The sequence below is a fragment of the Halobacillus seohaensis genome, assembly GCF_042663045.1.
Taxonomy (GTDB): Bacteria; Bacillota; Bacilli; order Bacillales; family Halobacillaceae; genus Halobacillus_A; species Halobacillus_A seohaensis.
Genome location: NZ_JBHSZV010000004.1, coordinates 249,695 through 265,538, shown reverse-complemented (window position 1 = coordinate 265,538; position 15,844 = coordinate 249,695). Strand labels below are relative to the sequence as shown.

Sequence of the window (15,844 nt, the reverse complement as noted above, 5' to 3'; positions counted from 1 at the left end):
AGGAGTTAACCGATGAAAACGCTTGATGAACTTATTTGTCGCTTAGGGCGGTCGGAAAAGAAAGTAGCTGTTGCTCAAGCAGCTGATTATGAAGTTTTGCGAGCTATAAAAAAGGCTGTAGAATTAAAATTAGCAACGTTTCTGTTAACGGGGAATGAAACTACTATTAAACAGATGGCTTCTGATGTTGAGTTAGATCTATCAGAAGTTGAGATTTTTAATTGTTCAAATGATTATGCTGCTAAGGAAGCGGTGAAGAAAGTTCGAGAAGGTAAAGCTCACGTCCTGATGAAAGGCCATATTGACACAAAATCATTAGTGAAAGAAGTACTTAATAAGGAATATGGATTGCGAACGGGCAGGGTACTATCACATGTAGCCCTTTTTGAAATACCGAATCAAGAACGACTTGTTTTTTTAACTGATTCGGCTATGAACATTGCGCCAACCCTCGATGAAAAAGCTCAAATTATTCAAAATGCAGTAGAAGTTGCAACACAAAGCGGATGGGTTAATCCAAAGGTTGCACCAATTGCTGCTGTTGAAGTTGTAAATTCGGCAATGCCAGCCACTATTGACGCTGCCTCTTTGACTCAAATGAACCGAAGAGGACAAATAAATCATTGTATTATAGATGGACCGTTGGCTTTTGATAATGCAGTAAGCAAAGAATCGGCAGAGTTAAAAGGAATTAAATCAGAAGTAGCGGGTGTTGCGGATATCCTTATGGTACCTACGATTGAAGTAGCAAATACACTTTATAAATCATTTATGTATTTTGCAGAAGGTAAGGTGGCGGCTGTAGTTAGTGGCGCCAAAGCGCCTATCATTCTGACTTCAAGATCTGATTCAGCAGAAAGTAAATTATATTCTTTAGCGTTAGCCTTACAGTAAAAACTAGGAGGAATTTTGATGGAGATTTTTAAGTATATGAGTACGTATGACTATGAACAACTCGTGTTGTGTCACGATGAAGCATCTGGATTAAAAGCAATAATCGCAATTCATGATACAACGCTAGGACCTGCTCTTGGCGGAACGCGCATGTGGACCTATGGATCTGAAGAAGAAGCTATTGAAGATGCTTTGCGTTTAGCCAAGGGGATGACTTATAAAAATGCTGCGGCAGGATTGAATCTTGGTGGTGGGAAAACGGTTATTATAGGGAACCCACGAGAAGATAAAAACGAAGCCATGTTCCGAGCATTTGGTAGATTTATTCAAGGATTAAACGGTCGATATATTACGGCAGAAGATGTTGGAACAACGGTTCAAGATATGGACCTGATCCATGAAGAGACTGATTATGTTACAGGGATTTCGCCTGCCTTTGGTTCTTCTGGCGATCCCTCTCCAATTACAGCTTACGGTGTTTACCGTGGTATGAAGGCTGCAGCAAAAGAGGGTTTTGGTGATGATTCTTTAGAAGGAAAAACGGTAGCTGTTCAAGGTGTTGGTAATGTGGCATTTACCTTATGTCGTCATTTACATGAAGAAGGAGCTCATTTAATCGTTACGGATATTAATGAAGAAGCGGTTCAACAAGCTGTCGATGAATTTGGTGCAAAAGCTGTTGGTACAGAAGAAATTTATAGTGTTGATTGCGATATTTATGCACCTTGTGCACTAGGTGCAACCATAAATGATGAAACAATCCCCCAATTAAAAGCAAAGGTCATTGCTGGGGCTGCCAATAACCAGTTAAAAGAAACGAAGCACGGTGACATTTTGCATGAAAAAGGTGTGGTTTATACTCCTGACTATGTGATAAACGCAGGTGGAGTTATTAATGTTGCTGATGAGCTGAATGGTTATAATGAAGAACGTGCGATGAAACGGGTCGAGACAATTTATGATAATGTCACCGAAGTGTTTAATATTTCGCGTCGGGATAATATTCCCACATATAAAGCAGCAGATCGTATGGCCGAAGAACGCATCGAACGTATGCGTAAATCGCGTAGTCAATTTTTACAAAATGGCCATCATATTTTAAGCAGACGATAGGATATCGGGGGACAGTGATTTTGAAGATACATCGAATATTAGTTATTAATCCAGGTTCAACTTCAACGAAGATTGGTGTTTTTGAAAATGATCGAGTTGTCTTTGAAAAGACATTTCGTCACTCAGTGGAAGAACTAAGCGAGTTCCATCAAATTATTGATCAGTATGATTTTCGTAAGAATGTAATTTTAGAAGAATTGGACCGTGAGGGTATAAACATTAGCAAGTTAAGTGCTGTCTGTGGTCGGGGAGGGTTACTTCGTCCGATCGAAGGAGGGACGTATGAAGTTAATGGTGCTATGCTAGAAGATTTAAGGAATGGTTATAATGGGGAGCATGCATCAAATCTTGGAGGGATAATTGCCAATGAAATTGCTAAGGGATTAAACATCAGTGCATATATTGTAGATCCAGTAGTAGTAGATGAACTTCAGGACTTGGCAAGAATGTCTGGCGTACCGGAAATCCCTCGAAAAAGTATTTTTCATGCATTGAATCAAAAAGCGGTCGCTAGACGAGCAGCATACGATTTAGGCCAACGCTATAATGAGTCACGTTTAATCGTCACTCATATGGGAGGCGGAATTACGGTAGGTGCTCACGCTGGCGGTAGTGTAATAGACGTCAATAATGGTTTACATGGAGATGGACCATTTTCACCGGAGAGAGCAGGAACCGTTCCGGCTGGAGATTTAGTCTCATTATGCTTTTCCGGTCAATATTACCGCGCAGAAATGATGAAAAAACTTGTTGGGCAGGGCGGACTTATGGCTTACTTGGATACCAATGATGCGCTAGAAGTTGAAAGAATGATTGAACATGGGGATAAAAAAGCTAAGCTAATCTATGAAGCAATGGCCTATCAAATAGCAAAAGAAATTGGTAGTATGAGTGCTGTACTCGAAGGAAAAGTGAATGCGATAGTTTTAACAGGTGGATTAGCCTATGGGAAGAACTTTATCGCTGAAATTTCAAAACGTATAAGTTGGATTGCAGACGTCCTCGTTTATCCTGGAGAGAATGAATTAGAGGCACTCAATGAAGGAACTTTACGTGTACTGAATAAAGAAGAGTTACCTAAGCATTACCCAAACTTTGCTGAATAGAAAGGAGTCTTGAACTATGGCAGATGAATATGATTTAGTCGTATTAGGCGGAGGCACTGGTGGATATGTAGCCGCAATCCGTGCTTCGAAACTCGGATTGAAAGTTGCCATTGTTGAAAAAAGTGAAATGGGAGGGACATGCTTACATCGTGGATGCATCCCCTCGAAAGCTCTGTTAAGAAGTGCGGAAGTCTTTCGACAAACGAAAGAAGCTAGTGATTTTGGTGTAGATACATCCATTCCTACTTTAAATTTTGTGAAAGTACAAGAGCGAAAGCAGTCTATTGTAGACACGTTACATAATGGCGTACAAAATTTAATGAAAAAGGGAGAAATTGATGTATTCGAAGGGTTTGGCCGTATATTGGGGCCCTCGATTTTCTCTCCTACAGCTGGTACTATTTCAGTAGAACTAAATAATGGGCAAGAAAATGCAATGCTTGTTCCTAAAAATGTATTAATCGCAACAGGTTCAAATCCAAAATCACTTCCTGGTCTAGAAATTGACGGGAAATACGTAATGACCTCTGATGAAGCTTTGCAAATGCAAGAGCTTCCTGAGTCAATTATTATCGTTGGTGGGGGAGTAATTGGGATTGAGTGGGCTTCCATGCTGGCTGATTTTGGAGTGAACGTGACTGTGTTAGAATATTTACCAAGCATTTTACCAACAGAAGATGAGGACACCTCAAAAGAAATGCTCAAACAGATGAAGAAAAAAGGAATTCAGGTTGTTGCCAGTGCAAAAGTTGTGGCTGAATCCCTTCAGAAAGAAGGACAAGTTTCCATTAAGGCGGAAGTAAACGGAGAAACCATTACCTATGAAGCAGACTGTATGTTGGTTTCCGTAGGGCGCTCTGCTAATGTAAGCAACATCGGACTTGAGAATACGGACATTGAAGTGAATAATGGTGTGATCCAAACGAATCCATTTTATCAAACGAAAGAGTCTCATATTTATGCTATCGGTGATGTGATTGGTGGAATGCAACTTGCTCATGTAGCTTCACATGAGGGTATTACCGCCGTTGAACATATGGATAATCAAAATCCTCATTCTATAAATTATGACCAGGTCCCAAGTTGTATTTACTCTAATCCGGAAGTCGCAAGCATTGGTTTGACTGAGAAGCAAGCTAAAGAAGGTGGATATGATTTAAAAGTTGGTAAATTTCCTTTTCAAGCAATTGGGAAGGCGCTCGTGTATGGAGAGACGGATGGTTTTGTTAAAATAATTGCAGATAAAAAGACTAACGATTTACTAGGAATACACATGATAGGTCCCCACGTGACTGATATGATTTCTGAAGCTGGCCTGGCTAAAGTTTTAGATGCGACACCGTGGGAAATTGCTGAAAGTATTCATCCACATCCAACCCTTGCTGAAGCAATTGGTGAAGCAGCAATGGCAGTAGATGGTAACCAAATACATGGGTAAGGAAAAAAAGGAGGGATTTCTGTGGCTGAAAACCGCCATTCATCATTAGGCTTAAGTGATGGAGAAGTTTTAGACATGTTTCGTACAATGTTGCTTGCGAGAAAAATTGATGAGCGTATGTGGTTATTAAATCGAGCGGGAAAAATCCCATTTGTGATCTCCTGCCAGGGACAAGAGGCGTCCCAAGTCGGTGCTTCTTATGCACTCGATCGTGATAAGGATTATGCTTTGCCTTACTATCGTGATATGGGAGTGGTTCTTTCGTTTGGAATGACAGCAAAAGATATAATGCTATCATGTTTCGCTAAAGCAGAGGACCCAAACTCTGGGGGACGTCAAATGCCAGGACACTTTGGGCAAAAGAAAAACCGTATAGTAACGGGTTCTTCTCCAGTAACCACACAAGTTCCACACGCTGTTGGAATTGCGCTTGCAGGCAAGATGGAGAAAAAGGATCTTGTCTCATTTGTTACTTTTGGAGAAGGTTCATCCAACCAAGGAGATTTTCACGAAGGTGCGAACTTTGCTGGTGTTCATAATTTGCCTGTAGTTTTCATGGTCGAAAATAATAAATATGCGATATCGGTACCAGCATCTAAACAACTGGCCTGTGAAAAAGTCTCAGATCGTGCGATAGGTTATGGCATGCCAGGCTATACGGTTGACGGAAATGATCCTCTAGCTGTGTATGAAGTGGTTAAAGAAGCAGTTGAGCGTGGCCGAAAAGGTGAGGGGCCCTCATTAATTGAAGCTATATCCTATCGACTTACTCCGCACTCTAGTGATGATGATGATCGTTCCTACAGAGAGCGCGATGAGGTTGATGAGGCGAAGAAGAAAGATTCCATTATTACTTTTGCTAATTATTTGAGAGAACAGAATATTTTAACAGAGGAAAAAGAAAAAGAGTTAAATGAAGAGTTGGACAAATTAGTCAATGAAGCAACAGAGTATGCTGAAGATGCGGTGTACGCTGAAGCTGAATCTTCATTGCGCTATGTCTATGAAGAGTAGGGAGGGAGTAGAATAATGGCGATCATATCTTATATACAAGCGGTCACAGAAGCGATGAAAGAAGAAATGCAACGTGATGAAAAAGTATTTGTTCTTGGGGAAGATGTTGGAAAACGTGGCGGAGTTTTCCGGGCTACAGATGGGCTATATGAACAATTTGGTGAAGACCGAGTTTTAGATACGCCATTGGCAGAGTCCGCAATAGCTGGGGTTGGGATCGGGGCTGCCATGTACGGAATGCGTCCTGTCGCTGAAATGCAATTTGCTGACTTTATTATGCCAGCGGTTAACCAAATTATTTCTGAAGCAGCTAAAATTCGATATCGATCGAATAATGACTGGTCTGTACCCATGACGATTCGAGCTCCTTATGGCGGAGGCGTGCATGGTGCTCTTTATCATTCTCAATCGATAGAAGCGATTTTTGCTAACCAACCAGGCTTGAAAATTGTTATGCCTTCGACTCCTTACGATGTGAAAGGGCTGTTAAAAGCGTCAATACGTGACAATGATCCTGTTTTATTTTTTGAACATAAACGAGCATACCGGCTTATTAAGGGAGAAGTACCAGACGAAGATTATACACTTCCTATTGGGAAAGCAGATGTTAAAAGAGAAGGATCCGATATTACTGTTATTACTTATGGATTATGTGTCCATTTTGCCTTGCAGGCTGCAGAGAAATTATCAGAGGAAGGCATCGAGGCCCACATTCTAGATCTTCGAACGGTTTACCCGCTAGATCAAGAAGCTATAATTGAAGCTGCATCGAAAACAGGCAAAGTTCTACTTGTAACTGAAGACAATAAAGAGGGTGGAATTATTTCAGAAGTCTCTGCGATTATTAGTGAAAACTGCTTATTTGAGCTTGATGCCCCGGTTAAACGCTTAGCTGGACCGGATATTCCATCTATGCCATACGCACCGACCATGGAGAAATATTTCATGATGAATCCTGATAAAGTCGAAAAATCTATGCGTGATTTAGCGGAATTTTAATGTATAGGAGGAATTCCTGTGGGATTAGAGAAAATTAATATGCCTCAGCTTGGGGAGAGTGTAACCGAAGGAACGATTAGTTCTTGGCTCATTCAACCTGGAGATACTGTTAACAAATATGACCCCATCGCTGAAGTGATGACTGATAAAGTGAATGCAGAAGTACCGTCTTCTTTTACGGGGACAATCAAAGAACTTGTTGCTCAGGAAGATGATACAATTGCTGTAGGAGAATTAATGTGCTACATCGAAGTAGAAGGTCAGGGTTCAACAGAAACGGAAGAAACAACTGATACTGTGGAGAAAGAAGCCTCTTCTTCACAGCAAGAAACTATTCCTACTGATTTTTCTGAGAGGAATTCCGTTAAACGTTCGGACAGTGAGAAAAAACGTTTTTCTCCAGCAGTTATGACGATGGCTCAAGAACACGATATTGACTTAACGCAGGTAGAAGGTTCTGGTAAAGGTGGACGTATCACTAGAAAAGATATAGAAAAAATTATTGAATCCGGTGAAATACCAAAGCCTACTGAAAGTAAACCTGCTCGAGCACAAGAACAACTAAGTTCTTCTGGTCACTCTCAAGTTTCGCAGAACGTGGAAACAGCTGAGGGAGATGTGGAGATTCCTGTTACTGGAGTAAGAAAAGCAATCGCCCAAAATATGGTGAAATCAACAACTGAAATACCGCATGCTTGGATGATGGTAGAAGTTGATGTGACTAACTTAGTAGAACTACGTAATTCGCTAAAGAACCAGTTTAAAGAAAAAGAAGGATATAACTTAACTTATTTTTCCTTTTTTGTTAAAGCCGTAGCTCAAGCTCTTAAAGAGTATCCTCAACTAAATAGCACATGGGCAGGAGATAAGATCATCCAACGGAAAGCGATTAATTTAAATATCGCTGTGGCTAAAGATGATGAGCTTTTTGTTCCTGTTATTAAGAATGCAGATGAAAAAAGCATTAAAGGCATTGCTCGCGACATAAATGATGTAGCGAACAAAGCACGTCAAGGAAAGTTGACATCTAAAGACATGGAAGGCGGAACTTTTACTGTCAATAACACAGGATCATTTGGATCAGTGCAATCGATGGGAGTCATAAACCATCCTCAAGCAGCGATCCTACAAGTTGAATCCATTGTAAAAAAACCTGTATTTCAAGATGGGATGTTTGGTCCTCGTGATATGGTGAATCTATGTATATCTCTAGATCATCGTGTGTTAGATGGGCTTGTTGTTGGAAACTTCCTTGCACGACTGAAGGAAATTTTAGAAAAAATGACTAAAGAACATACATCCGTTTATTAACTAGGAAACCTCTTTTTACTGGGGGTTTTTCGCATAGATTAAAGCTTCGTTTTTTTAGAGGTTATTTTTCTGAATTGAAAGGACCATGAAATCTTGGTAAACTGTGGATAGTACTTAAAGAAAAGGGGCCATGTATATGGATTTTAATATTATGAATGACGTAGTTACTCAGGCACGAGATGAGATTAGACAAGCTGGATATACAGAATTAACGAGTCCTGAGCAAGTGGACGAAGCATTCAACCAACAAGGAACAACACTAGTGATGATTAATTCAGTGTGTGGTTGTGCTGGTGGTATTGCACGCCCGGCAGCTTCACACGCTATTCATTATGATAAACGACCTGATCAGTTAGTTACTGTTTTTGCTGGTCAAGACCGAGAAGCTACTGAACGTGCCCGTGAATTTTTTGAAGGCTATCCACCTTCCTCTCCGTCATTTGCACTCCTAAAAGACGGGAAAATTAAAACTATGGTAGAACGTCATGACATCGAAGGTTTTGAACCGATGGAAGTGATAGAGAAATTACAGCATGGTTTTGAAGAATACTGTGAAGAACTGTAGGAATTATAAAGAAAGAGGATCTTTGTTATAGACAAAGGTCCTCTTTTACGTGAAAAGAAGTGTCTAAATGAGGTGATTATCTTTTGAAAATTGGTTATCGTACAATAAAAACAGCAGTTGGAACTCCACTTGCAATATGGATTGCTACTTTATTAGAGTTAGAAAACTTCGCATCTGCTGGGATTTTAACTATTTTATGTATTCAGATTACACGAAAACGATCGATTTTATCCGCTTGGCATCGATTTTCTGCATGTGTAATTGCTATTGGTTTTTCTTTTTTATTCTTTGAACTAGTTGGCTATAATCCATTAGCTATTGGATTTATGTTATTTGTTTTCATCCCAACGACCGTGTGGTTGAAGATTACTCCTGGTATTGTCACAAGCTCAGTTATTATTCTTCATCTATATATGTCAGGATCCATTGATTTGAATATCATTTGGAATGAAATAATATTGATCACTGTTGGGATCGGCACGGCCTTGTTACTTAATCTTTACATGCCTAGCCTAGAAGGGACGTTAGAAAAGTATCAAAATAAAATTGAAGGCAATTTTTCAATTATACTTAAAGAATTGGCTAGTTTCCTGCGAGATGGGAATGAAGGATGGATAGGGAAAGAAGTCACTGAGACAGCTTCTTTGTTGGAAGAAGCCAAATCCTTATCATTTCGTGACGTAGAAAATCATCTACTTCGTACCCATAATCGATATTATCATTATTTTCATATGAGAACGAAACAGTTCGAGCTACTAGAACGAATGCTCCCCCTTGTGACTAGAATTTCCGGCACAAATAAACATGCTAGAAAAGTAGCGGGTTTCTTTGATGAGTTATCAGAAAGTATCCATCCTGGAAACACGGCTGTGATTCACTTGCAAAACTTAAAAGAGATACGGGATGAATTCAGAAAGATTGACCTCCCTACAACACGCGAAGAATTTGAGATTAGAGCAAGTTTGTTCCATTTATTAAATGAAATAGAGCAATATTTAATCTTTAAACGATCCTTTAAGAAGAGTGATGTATAGGAAACAAGTATAGAGGGATACTTTGAAAAAGGGTGAATTATATGCCTCTATTAAGTCCTGTTATTTTGTTAATGAGTTTAGTTATGTCTCCCGTTTTAACGGGAGACACGTTAATGGTTGTTGATAAATCATCCCATGAACTAGTGCTTTATAAGCATGGTGAACAAATTTTTAAAGCAGATGTAGCTACAGGAAAATCCGAAGAATTAACTCCTGAAGGACTATTTGATGTAAAAGTAAAGGCTATTGAACCTTACTACCGTAAAAAGGACATCCCAGGAGGAGACCCTAAGAACCCATTAGGAAGTCGATGGATCGGATTTGATGCCAAAGAGACCGATGGGCGAACTTACGGTGTTCATGGAACAAACAACCCCTCATCTATCGGGAAAGCAGTTTCAGCTGGGTGCATTCGTATGAGTAATTCAGAAGTAGAGAAGCTTTACACATTAGTAGAGGAGGATTCAGAAATAATTATTACGAAAAACTCCCCTAACTATGAACAGATTTATGAAGAGTGGGAAAGAACTAAGTGGGAAAAATACCTTAAATAATGTAAAACCGAACGCTACTAGCGTTCGGTTTTTTTGAGGCTATCTTAACTTACAGTAATATTAAGATATAAATGATCAGGGGTGGTATTGTTGATCTGATGGGAATCTGATATCTAATCTCTTTCAGCGAGCGAACCAGAAGACACAAAATAAAAAAGCGAGCTTAGAAGCCCGCCTTTATTCTGAAACTAATTAATATTTTATAAAAAGAAACTGGCCCCAGCGAGAAGGGTTGATAGAAACATGGAAATAATCATTAAATAAACAATGAACTTCGTACGTTTCTCACGCTTCGACTTTTTCCTTTTAGTTGGTTGATTTTGAATAGCCAAGGTGTTGTAACCTCCTTCATATATTCCTAGTCACATTCTAAATGAAATATATGATTTGGACAAGGGAGGAAAATGGATTAAACTATTATTAAGAATTAAATTAATTTTTAGAAACGTAAGCGCTTTATTTCTGGTATGCTAAAAGGAGAATGTTTTATCTAGGGGGAGACAGTATGAGTGATTCATATAAAAATCAATCACGTAAGGAAAAATGGGAAAGTGATGTAGAGAAAGTGGTTCAAAAATTTCCTGAACGTAAGGAGAAGTTTCATACTAGCTCTGATATTGAGGTTGAAAATTTATATACTCCTAATCATAATTCACAAACTTATGAAGAAGGGCTAGGGTATCCTGGCCAGTTTCCCTATACTCGGGGAATCCAGCCTACAATGTATCGTAGTCGATATTGGACGATGCGACAATATGCAGGGTTTGGATCAGCTAGTGAAACGAATGAGCGTTTTCGCTACTTATTAAAACAGGGACAAACAGGTCTATCTGTAGCTTTCGATTTACCTACACAAATTGGCTATGATTCAGATGATCCTATGGCTGAAGGAGAGGTTGGAAAAGTAGGCGTAGCTATTGATTCATTAAAAGATATGGAATTACTATTTGACCAAATTCCGCTTCATGAAGTAAGCACATCGATGACGATCAATGCACCAGCATCCATTTTGCTTGCTATGTATATTGCAGTTGGCGAAAAGCAAGGGGTGGAGCCTGGTCAGCTAACAGGAACTATTCAAAACGACATCTTAAAAGAATATATTGCAAGAGGTACATATATTTATCCTCCAAAACCATCGATGCGACTAATTACAGATATTTTTGCGTATTGTCAAAAAAATCTTCCTAAATTCAATACGATTAGCATATCAGGTTATCATATTCGCGAAGCGGGCTCAACGGCGGTGCAAGAAGTGGCCTTTACCATAGCAAATGGTGTAGCTTACGTAGAAGCAGCAATTGAAGCTGGGCTTGAAGTTGATAAGTTTGCACCGAGACTTGCCTTCTTTTTTAATGCGCACAATCAATTTTTTGAAGAAGCTGCTAAATACCGTGCAGCCCGTAGAATTTGGGCTAAAATTATGAAAGATCACTTCAAAGCCAAAGACCAAAGAAGTTGGAAAATGCGTTTTCATACTCAAACAGGCGGTAGCACACTCACAGCTCAACAGCCGGATAATAATATTGTGAGAGTGACGATGCAGGCCTTGGCAGCTGTGATGGGAGGAACGCAAAGTCTTCACACAAATTCTAAAGATGAAGCTCTCGCGTTGCCTACGGAAGATTCTGCCCGCATTGCACTAAGGACCCAGCAAATAATTGCTCAGGAGAGTGGGGTAGCTGATACAGTTGACCCTCTTGGTGGATCGTATTATGTGGAAGCGTTAACAGATAAAATTGAGGAACAAGTGAATGATTATTTGAATCGAATTGAAAAAATGGGGGGAGCTGTGCAAGCTGTGGAAGAAGGGTATATGCAGCGAGAAATTCATCAGGCTGCTTATGATGCCCAGAAACGTATGGAATCAAAAGAAGAGATAATAGTTGGTTTAAATGAGTATAAACTTGAAGAAGAGATAAATCCGGATTTATTAAGAGTGGATGAACAATTAGAAGCGGGACAAATTGAACGAACTCAGCAGATCCGTAGTGCACGTAATCAAAAGAATGTAGATAAATGCCTGCAAGGTTTGAAACAAGCAGCCATGTCAAATGAAAATGTAATGCCATATATTGTAGAAGCGGTGAAAGCTTACGCAACTGTTGGTGAAATTGCCAACGTACTAAGAAATGAATTTGGTGAATATTCGGGAATGTAGGAGGATGAAGATGACATGAAACCTATACGTGTACTTATAGCGAAACCAGGCTTAGATGGACATGACCGTGGTGCTTTAATAATTGCTCAGGCGCTACGTGATCATGGAATGGAGGTTATTTATACAGGATTACGGCAATCCCCTATACAAATTGCAAGGGCCGCGGTGCAAGAGGATGTGGATGTAGTTGGTTTATCTTCTCTTTCAGGAGCGCATAGATCTCTTTTTCCTAAAGTGGTAGAAGCGCTTGCGAATGAAGCTGCTTCAGATATCCCTGTGATTGCTGGAGGGGTTATCCCTGCAGAAGATATCACTTACTTAGAAGAAAAAGGAGTAACAAAAATTTTTACAAGCGGCTCACATACTGACTCAATAGCTCTTTTCATCAAGCAAATGATGAATCATGAAACGAGACAGCCACCTAAAAAAATCTCCCATATCGGCATTGCAGTGGAAAGCCTAGAATTGGCTCTTCCTTTTTATCAGAATACATTAGGGTTGCAAATTGAAGCAGTGGAGGAAGTTGTGTCGGAACAAGTCCGTGTTGCATTTTTGCCAATTGGCGAGACAAAAATCGAACTGTTAGAACCGACTGATGATCGTTCCCCTATTCGTAAGTTTATTAATAATAAAGGTGAAGGTATACATCATATTGCCTTAGAGGTTGATAATATCGACAAGCGATTACAGCAGTATAAAGAAGAAGGCGTTAAGCTTATTCATGATGAACCGAAAGAGGGAGCCCATAACAGCCAAATTGCTTTCTTACATCCAAAAGCAGGCGGGGGCGTTATGTATGAGTTATGTCAACCGAAACAGGAGGACTGAAAACAACATGGATATTTATGATAAAATTTCTGAACTTTATGATAAACGTAGACAAGTACAATTAGGTGGCGGAGACGAACGCATCGAAAAACAACACGAAAAAGGTAAATGGACAGCTAGGGAACGAATTGACTATTTAGTTGATAAAGATAGTTTTATTGAACTGAACCCTTTTGTCGAACACCGTCATGATGATTTCGGGATGAATGGAAAAGACGCACCAGGAGAAGGTGTAGTCACAGGGTTTGGAAAAATTCAAGGACGTCCAATTTATTTATTTGCTCAAGATTTTACTGTATTTGGCGGAGCCCTTGGAGAAATGCATGCAAAGAAAATTGCAGCAGCCATGGATTTAGCTGTTAAAAATGGAACACCTTTTATTGGACTGAATGATTCAGGTGGAGCTCGCATACAAGAAGGTGTTTCCTCGCTAGATGGCTACGGTCAAGTGTTTTATCGAAATTCCATCTATTCAGGAGTTATTCCACAAATTAGTGTGATCCTAGGTCCCTGTGCTGGTGGGGCTGTATACTCCCCAGCTATCACAGACTTTGTGATTATGGTTGAGAAAACATCACAAATGTTTATTACTGGACCTAAAGTTATTGAAACTGTGACTGGTGAAAATATTTCTGCTGAAGACTTAGGTGGTGCTCATGTACATAATACACTAAGTGGTAATGCCCATATTAAAACTGAAGATGAGGCGACGGCTCTCGACGCAGTCCGCGATCTCATCAGCTATTTGCCTCCCAATAGTAAGGAGAAACCTCCACGATTAGCTGCAGGAGAGGATGATGACTATTGTCCGGACATAATCGATAAGATTCCGTTTGACCCGATTCGTCCTTATGATGTACGAATCATTATTGACGAAGTGGTAGATACTAATTCTTTTTTTGAGATTCATAAAGATTTTGCCAAAAATATCGTCGTGGGTTTCGCCCGTTTAAAAGGTCAGTCGGTGGGCTTAGTTTGCAATCAGCCTAAATATATGGCTGGGGGACTTGATATTGATTCAAGTGATAAAGCTGCTCGTTTTATTCGTTTCTGTGATTCATTCAATATTCCAATCATTACGTTTGAAGATGTTACGGGCTTCTTCCCTGGTATAAAACAGGAGCACGGGGGAATTATTCGTCATGGAGCTAAGATTTTGTACGCTTATTCTGAAGCAACTGTTCCCAAGCTAACGGTTATTACGAGAAAAGCTTATGGAGGAGCTTATGTTGCTTTAAACAGTAAATCTATAGGGGCAGACCTTGTATATGCTTGGCCGAATGCAGAGATTGCGGTTATGGGTCCTGAAGGGGCTGCGAATATCATTTTTGCCAAAGATATTCGAGAAAGTGAAAATCCTGAAGAAAAAAAGCAAGAAAAAATTAATGAATATCGAGAAAAATTCGCAAATCCTTATGTGGCTGCAGGGTTAGGTATGGTTGATGACGTGATCGATCCTCGCGAAACGCGATTGACCCTAATTAATGCTTTAGATATGTTGAAAAACAAACACGAAGACCGTCCGTATAAAAAGCATGGAAATATCCCGCTATAATTGACACGCCTAATGTGTTCCGCTAACGTACTAAGTGGACACGGTTACATAGAAGGGGGAACCTATAGATGGTGAGAATTAACAAAGAACGTTTATTAAAAGAGTTTATAGAATTGGTTAAAATTGATTCAGAAACTAAAGATGAAGCAAAGATTGCAAAGGTATTAACAAAGAAATTTAAGGATTTGGGGGTTGAAGTCATTGAAGACGATGCAAAGTCTAAGACTGGTCATGGAGCAGGGAATTTAATTTGTAATTTAAAAGGTACAAAGAGTGATGCTGATACGATTTATTTTACTTCCCACATGGATACCGTAGTACCAGGAATTGGGGTCAATCCTTCTGTGAAAGACGGCTATATAGTAACAGACGGTTCTACAATTCTTGGGGCAGATGATAAAGCAGGTTTAGCGGCGATTTTGGAAGCGATCCGCAGTCTTCAAGAACAAAATGTTGAACATGGTGATTTGCAATTCATCATTACAGTTGGTGAAGAAAGTGGACTTGTGGGCGCAAAAGCACTTGACAGCAAACACTTACAGGCAAAATATGGTTATGCAATTGATAGTAATGGAAAAGTTGGGAACATTATTATTGCAGCTCCAACGCAAGCTAAAGTCAATGCCGTTGTGAAAGGCCAAACAGCTCATGCTGGTGTAGCACCTGAAAAAGGAGTCTCTGCCATCACGCTTGCTTCAAAAGCCGTAGCAAAAATGCCTCTAGGGCGGATTGATGAAGAAACAACAGCAAATATTGGTCGTTTTGAGGGTGGCCAACAAACAAATATCGTATGCGATCACGTAGAAATTTTAGCTGAAGCTCGTTCGTTAGTTCCTGAAAAAATGGAAGCCCAAGTGGAAAAAATGAAACAAGCGTTTACTGAAACTGCTGAAGAAATGGGCGGGGAAGTTGAGCTGAAGATTGAAATTATGTATCCTGGTTTTAAACATGAAGCTGGAGATCAAGTTGTAGAAGTAGCTCGAGCGGCGGCAAATAAAATCGGACGAGAAAGCGAGCTGTTGACCAGTGGTGGAGGAAGTGATGCTAACATTATTGCAGGATTTGATATCCCCACTGTAAACTTAGCTGTTGGTTATGAAGAAATTCATACGACAAATGAGAAAATACCTGTTGCTGAATTAGAAAAGATAGCAGAATTGGTATCAGCTATTATCATAGAAGCAGGAGAACAGTAGTTTCGAAACAGTCATGTGATAAAACATGACTGTTTTTAATATTTTTTGTAATTTTGATCGCGACAAATTATGTTAC

Annotated in this window: 15 protein-coding genes; 14 read left to right on the top strand and 1 reads right to left on the bottom strand. The window is 39.7% G+C overall.

Going from position 1 to position 15,844, the window contains the following annotated elements; all coding sequences use genetic code 11:
* The first annotated feature begins 12 nt into the window (after positions 1-12).
* The 10 genes from yqiS (at position 13) to ACFQIC_RS01570 (ending at position 10,028) form a co-directional block, all read left to right on the top strand.
* A complete protein-coding gene (gene yqiS / locus ACFQIC_RS01615) occupies positions 13-894 on the top strand; it encodes a phosphate butyryltransferase (RefSeq protein WP_204706636.1) in 882 nt (293 codons plus the stop codon).
* Positions 895-912: 18 nt separating this feature from the next.
* Positions 913-2,007 (top strand): branched-chain amino acid dehydrogenase, encoded by a 1,095-nt coding sequence (gene bcd / locus ACFQIC_RS01610; RefSeq protein ID WP_204706634.1) that lies wholly within the window; start codon positions 913-915, stop codon positions 2,005-2,007.
* 20 nt (positions 2,008-2,027) lie between these two features.
* Positions 2,028-3,113, top strand: a complete 1,086-nt coding sequence (buk, locus tag ACFQIC_RS01605) for a butyrate kinase (protein WP_390216903.1) — start codon at positions 2,028-2,030, stop codon at positions 3,111-3,113.
* A 16-nt stretch (positions 3,114-3,129) separates the two neighbouring features.
* Positions 3,130-4,551 carry a dihydrolipoyl dehydrogenase gene (gene lpdA, locus ACFQIC_RS01600; protein WP_204706629.1) on the top strand — a complete coding sequence of 474 codons (1,422 nt, stop codon included), beginning with the start codon at positions 3,130-3,132 and terminating at the stop codon, positions 4,549-4,551.
* A gap of 75 nt (positions 4,552-4,626) precedes the next feature.
* Positions 4,627-5,565 (top strand): thiamine pyrophosphate-dependent dehydrogenase E1 component subunit alpha, encoded by a 939-nt coding sequence (locus ACFQIC_RS01595; RefSeq protein ID WP_204707553.1) that lies wholly within the window; start codon positions 4,627-4,629, stop codon positions 5,563-5,565.
* 15 nt (positions 5,566-5,580) lie between these two features.
* On the top strand, positions 5,581-6,564 hold the full coding sequence (locus ACFQIC_RS01590; RefSeq protein ID WP_204706627.1) for an alpha-ketoacid dehydrogenase subunit beta: 984 nt from the start codon (positions 5,581-5,583) through the stop codon (positions 6,562-6,564).
* An 18-nt stretch (positions 6,565-6,582) separates the two neighbouring features.
* Positions 6,583-7,875, top strand: coding sequence for a dihydrolipoamide acetyltransferase family protein (locus ACFQIC_RS01585; protein ID WP_204706625.1), 1,293 nt, complete (start codon positions 6,583-6,585; stop codon positions 7,873-7,875).
* Positions 7,876-8,005: 130 nt separating this feature from the next.
* Positions 8,006-8,440 (top strand): BrxA/BrxB family bacilliredoxin, encoded by a 435-nt coding sequence (locus tag ACFQIC_RS01580; RefSeq protein WP_204706622.1) that lies wholly within the window; start codon positions 8,006-8,008, stop codon positions 8,438-8,440.
* A gap of 83 nt (positions 8,441-8,523) precedes the next feature.
* Positions 8,524-9,474 (top strand): aromatic acid exporter family protein, encoded by a 951-nt coding sequence (locus ACFQIC_RS01575; protein WP_204706620.1) that lies wholly within the window; start codon positions 8,524-8,526, stop codon positions 9,472-9,474.
* A gap of 41 nt (positions 9,475-9,515) precedes the next feature.
* On the top strand, positions 9,516-10,028 hold the full coding sequence (locus ACFQIC_RS01570) for a L,D-transpeptidase (RefSeq protein WP_204706618.1): 513 nt from the start codon (positions 9,516-9,518) through the stop codon (positions 10,026-10,028).
* 200 nt (positions 10,029-10,228) lie between these two features.
* Here the strand turns inward: ACFQIC_RS01570 and prli42 are convergent, their stop codons facing one another.
* A complete protein-coding gene (gene prli42 / locus ACFQIC_RS01565; RefSeq protein WP_204706616.1) occupies positions 10,229-10,360 on the bottom strand; it encodes a stressosome-associated protein Prli42 in 132 nt (43 codons plus the stop codon).
* 173 nt (positions 10,361-10,533) lie between these two features.
* Here prli42 and ACFQIC_RS01560 point away from each other — a divergent pair, with 173 nt between their 5' ends.
* The 4 genes from ACFQIC_RS01560 to ACFQIC_RS01545 all read left to right on the top strand — a co-directional run bounded on the left by ACFQIC_RS01560 (position 10,534) and on the right by ACFQIC_RS01545 (position 15,768).
* Complete coding sequence (locus tag ACFQIC_RS01560) at positions 10,534-12,189, top strand: acyl-CoA mutase large subunit family protein (protein WP_204706614.1); 1,656 nt, start codon at positions 10,534-10,536, stop codon at positions 12,187-12,189.
* Positions 12,190-12,204: 15 nt separating this feature from the next.
* A complete protein-coding gene (gene mce, locus ACFQIC_RS01555; RefSeq protein WP_204706612.1) occupies positions 12,205-13,017 on the top strand; it encodes a methylmalonyl-CoA epimerase in 813 nt (270 codons plus the stop codon).
* A gap of 7 nt (positions 13,018-13,024) precedes the next feature.
* Complete coding sequence (locus ACFQIC_RS01550) at positions 13,025-14,572, top strand: acyl-CoA carboxylase subunit beta (RefSeq protein WP_204706609.1); 1,548 nt, start codon at positions 13,025-13,027, stop codon at positions 14,570-14,572.
* A 68-nt stretch (positions 14,573-14,640) separates the two neighbouring features.
* A complete protein-coding gene (locus ACFQIC_RS01545; RefSeq protein ID WP_204706607.1) occupies positions 14,641-15,768 on the top strand; it encodes a M20/M25/M40 family metallo-hydrolase in 1,128 nt (375 codons plus the stop codon).
* Positions 15,769-15,844 lie beyond the last annotated feature (76 nt).

Bases quoted from the DNA above. Each gene is read 5' to 3' on its own strand.
- yqiS (WP_204706636.1), top strand. From the start codon at position 13: ATGAAAACGCTTGATGAACTTATTTGTCGCTTAGGGCGGTCGGAAAAG.
- ACFQIC_RS01550 (WP_204706609.1), top strand. From the start codon at position 13,025: ATGGATATTTATGATAAAATTTCTGAACTTTATGATAAACGTAGACAA.
- ACFQIC_RS01570 (WP_204706618.1), top strand. From the start codon at position 9,516: ATGCCTCTATTAAGTCCTGTTATTTTGTTAATGAGTTTAGTTATGTCT.
- lpdA (WP_204706629.1), top strand. From the start codon at position 3,130: ATGGCAGATGAATATGATTTAGTCGTATTAGGCGGAGGCACTGGTGGA.
- ACFQIC_RS01590 (WP_204706627.1), top strand. From the start codon at position 5,581: ATGGCGATCATATCTTATATACAAGCGGTCACAGAAGCGATGAAAGAA.
- ACFQIC_RS01560 (WP_204706614.1), top strand. From the start codon at position 10,534: ATGAGTGATTCATATAAAAATCAATCACGTAAGGAAAAATGGGAAAGT.
- ACFQIC_RS01545 (WP_204706607.1), top strand. From the start codon at position 14,641: ATGGTGAGAATTAACAAAGAACGTTTATTAAAAGAGTTTATAGAATTG.
- bcd (WP_204706634.1), top strand. From the start codon at position 913: ATGGAGATTTTTAAGTATATGAGTACGTATGACTATGAACAACTCGTG.
- ACFQIC_RS01580 (WP_204706622.1), top strand. From the start codon at position 8,006: ATGTATATGGATTTTAATATTATGAATGACGTAGTTACTCAGGCACGA.
- ACFQIC_RS01595 (WP_204707553.1), top strand. From the start codon at position 4,627: ATGTTTCGTACAATGTTGCTTGCGAGAAAAATTGATGAGCGTATGTGG.
- mce (WP_204706612.1), top strand. From the start codon at position 12,205: ATGAAACCTATACGTGTACTTATAGCGAAACCAGGCTTAGATGGACAT.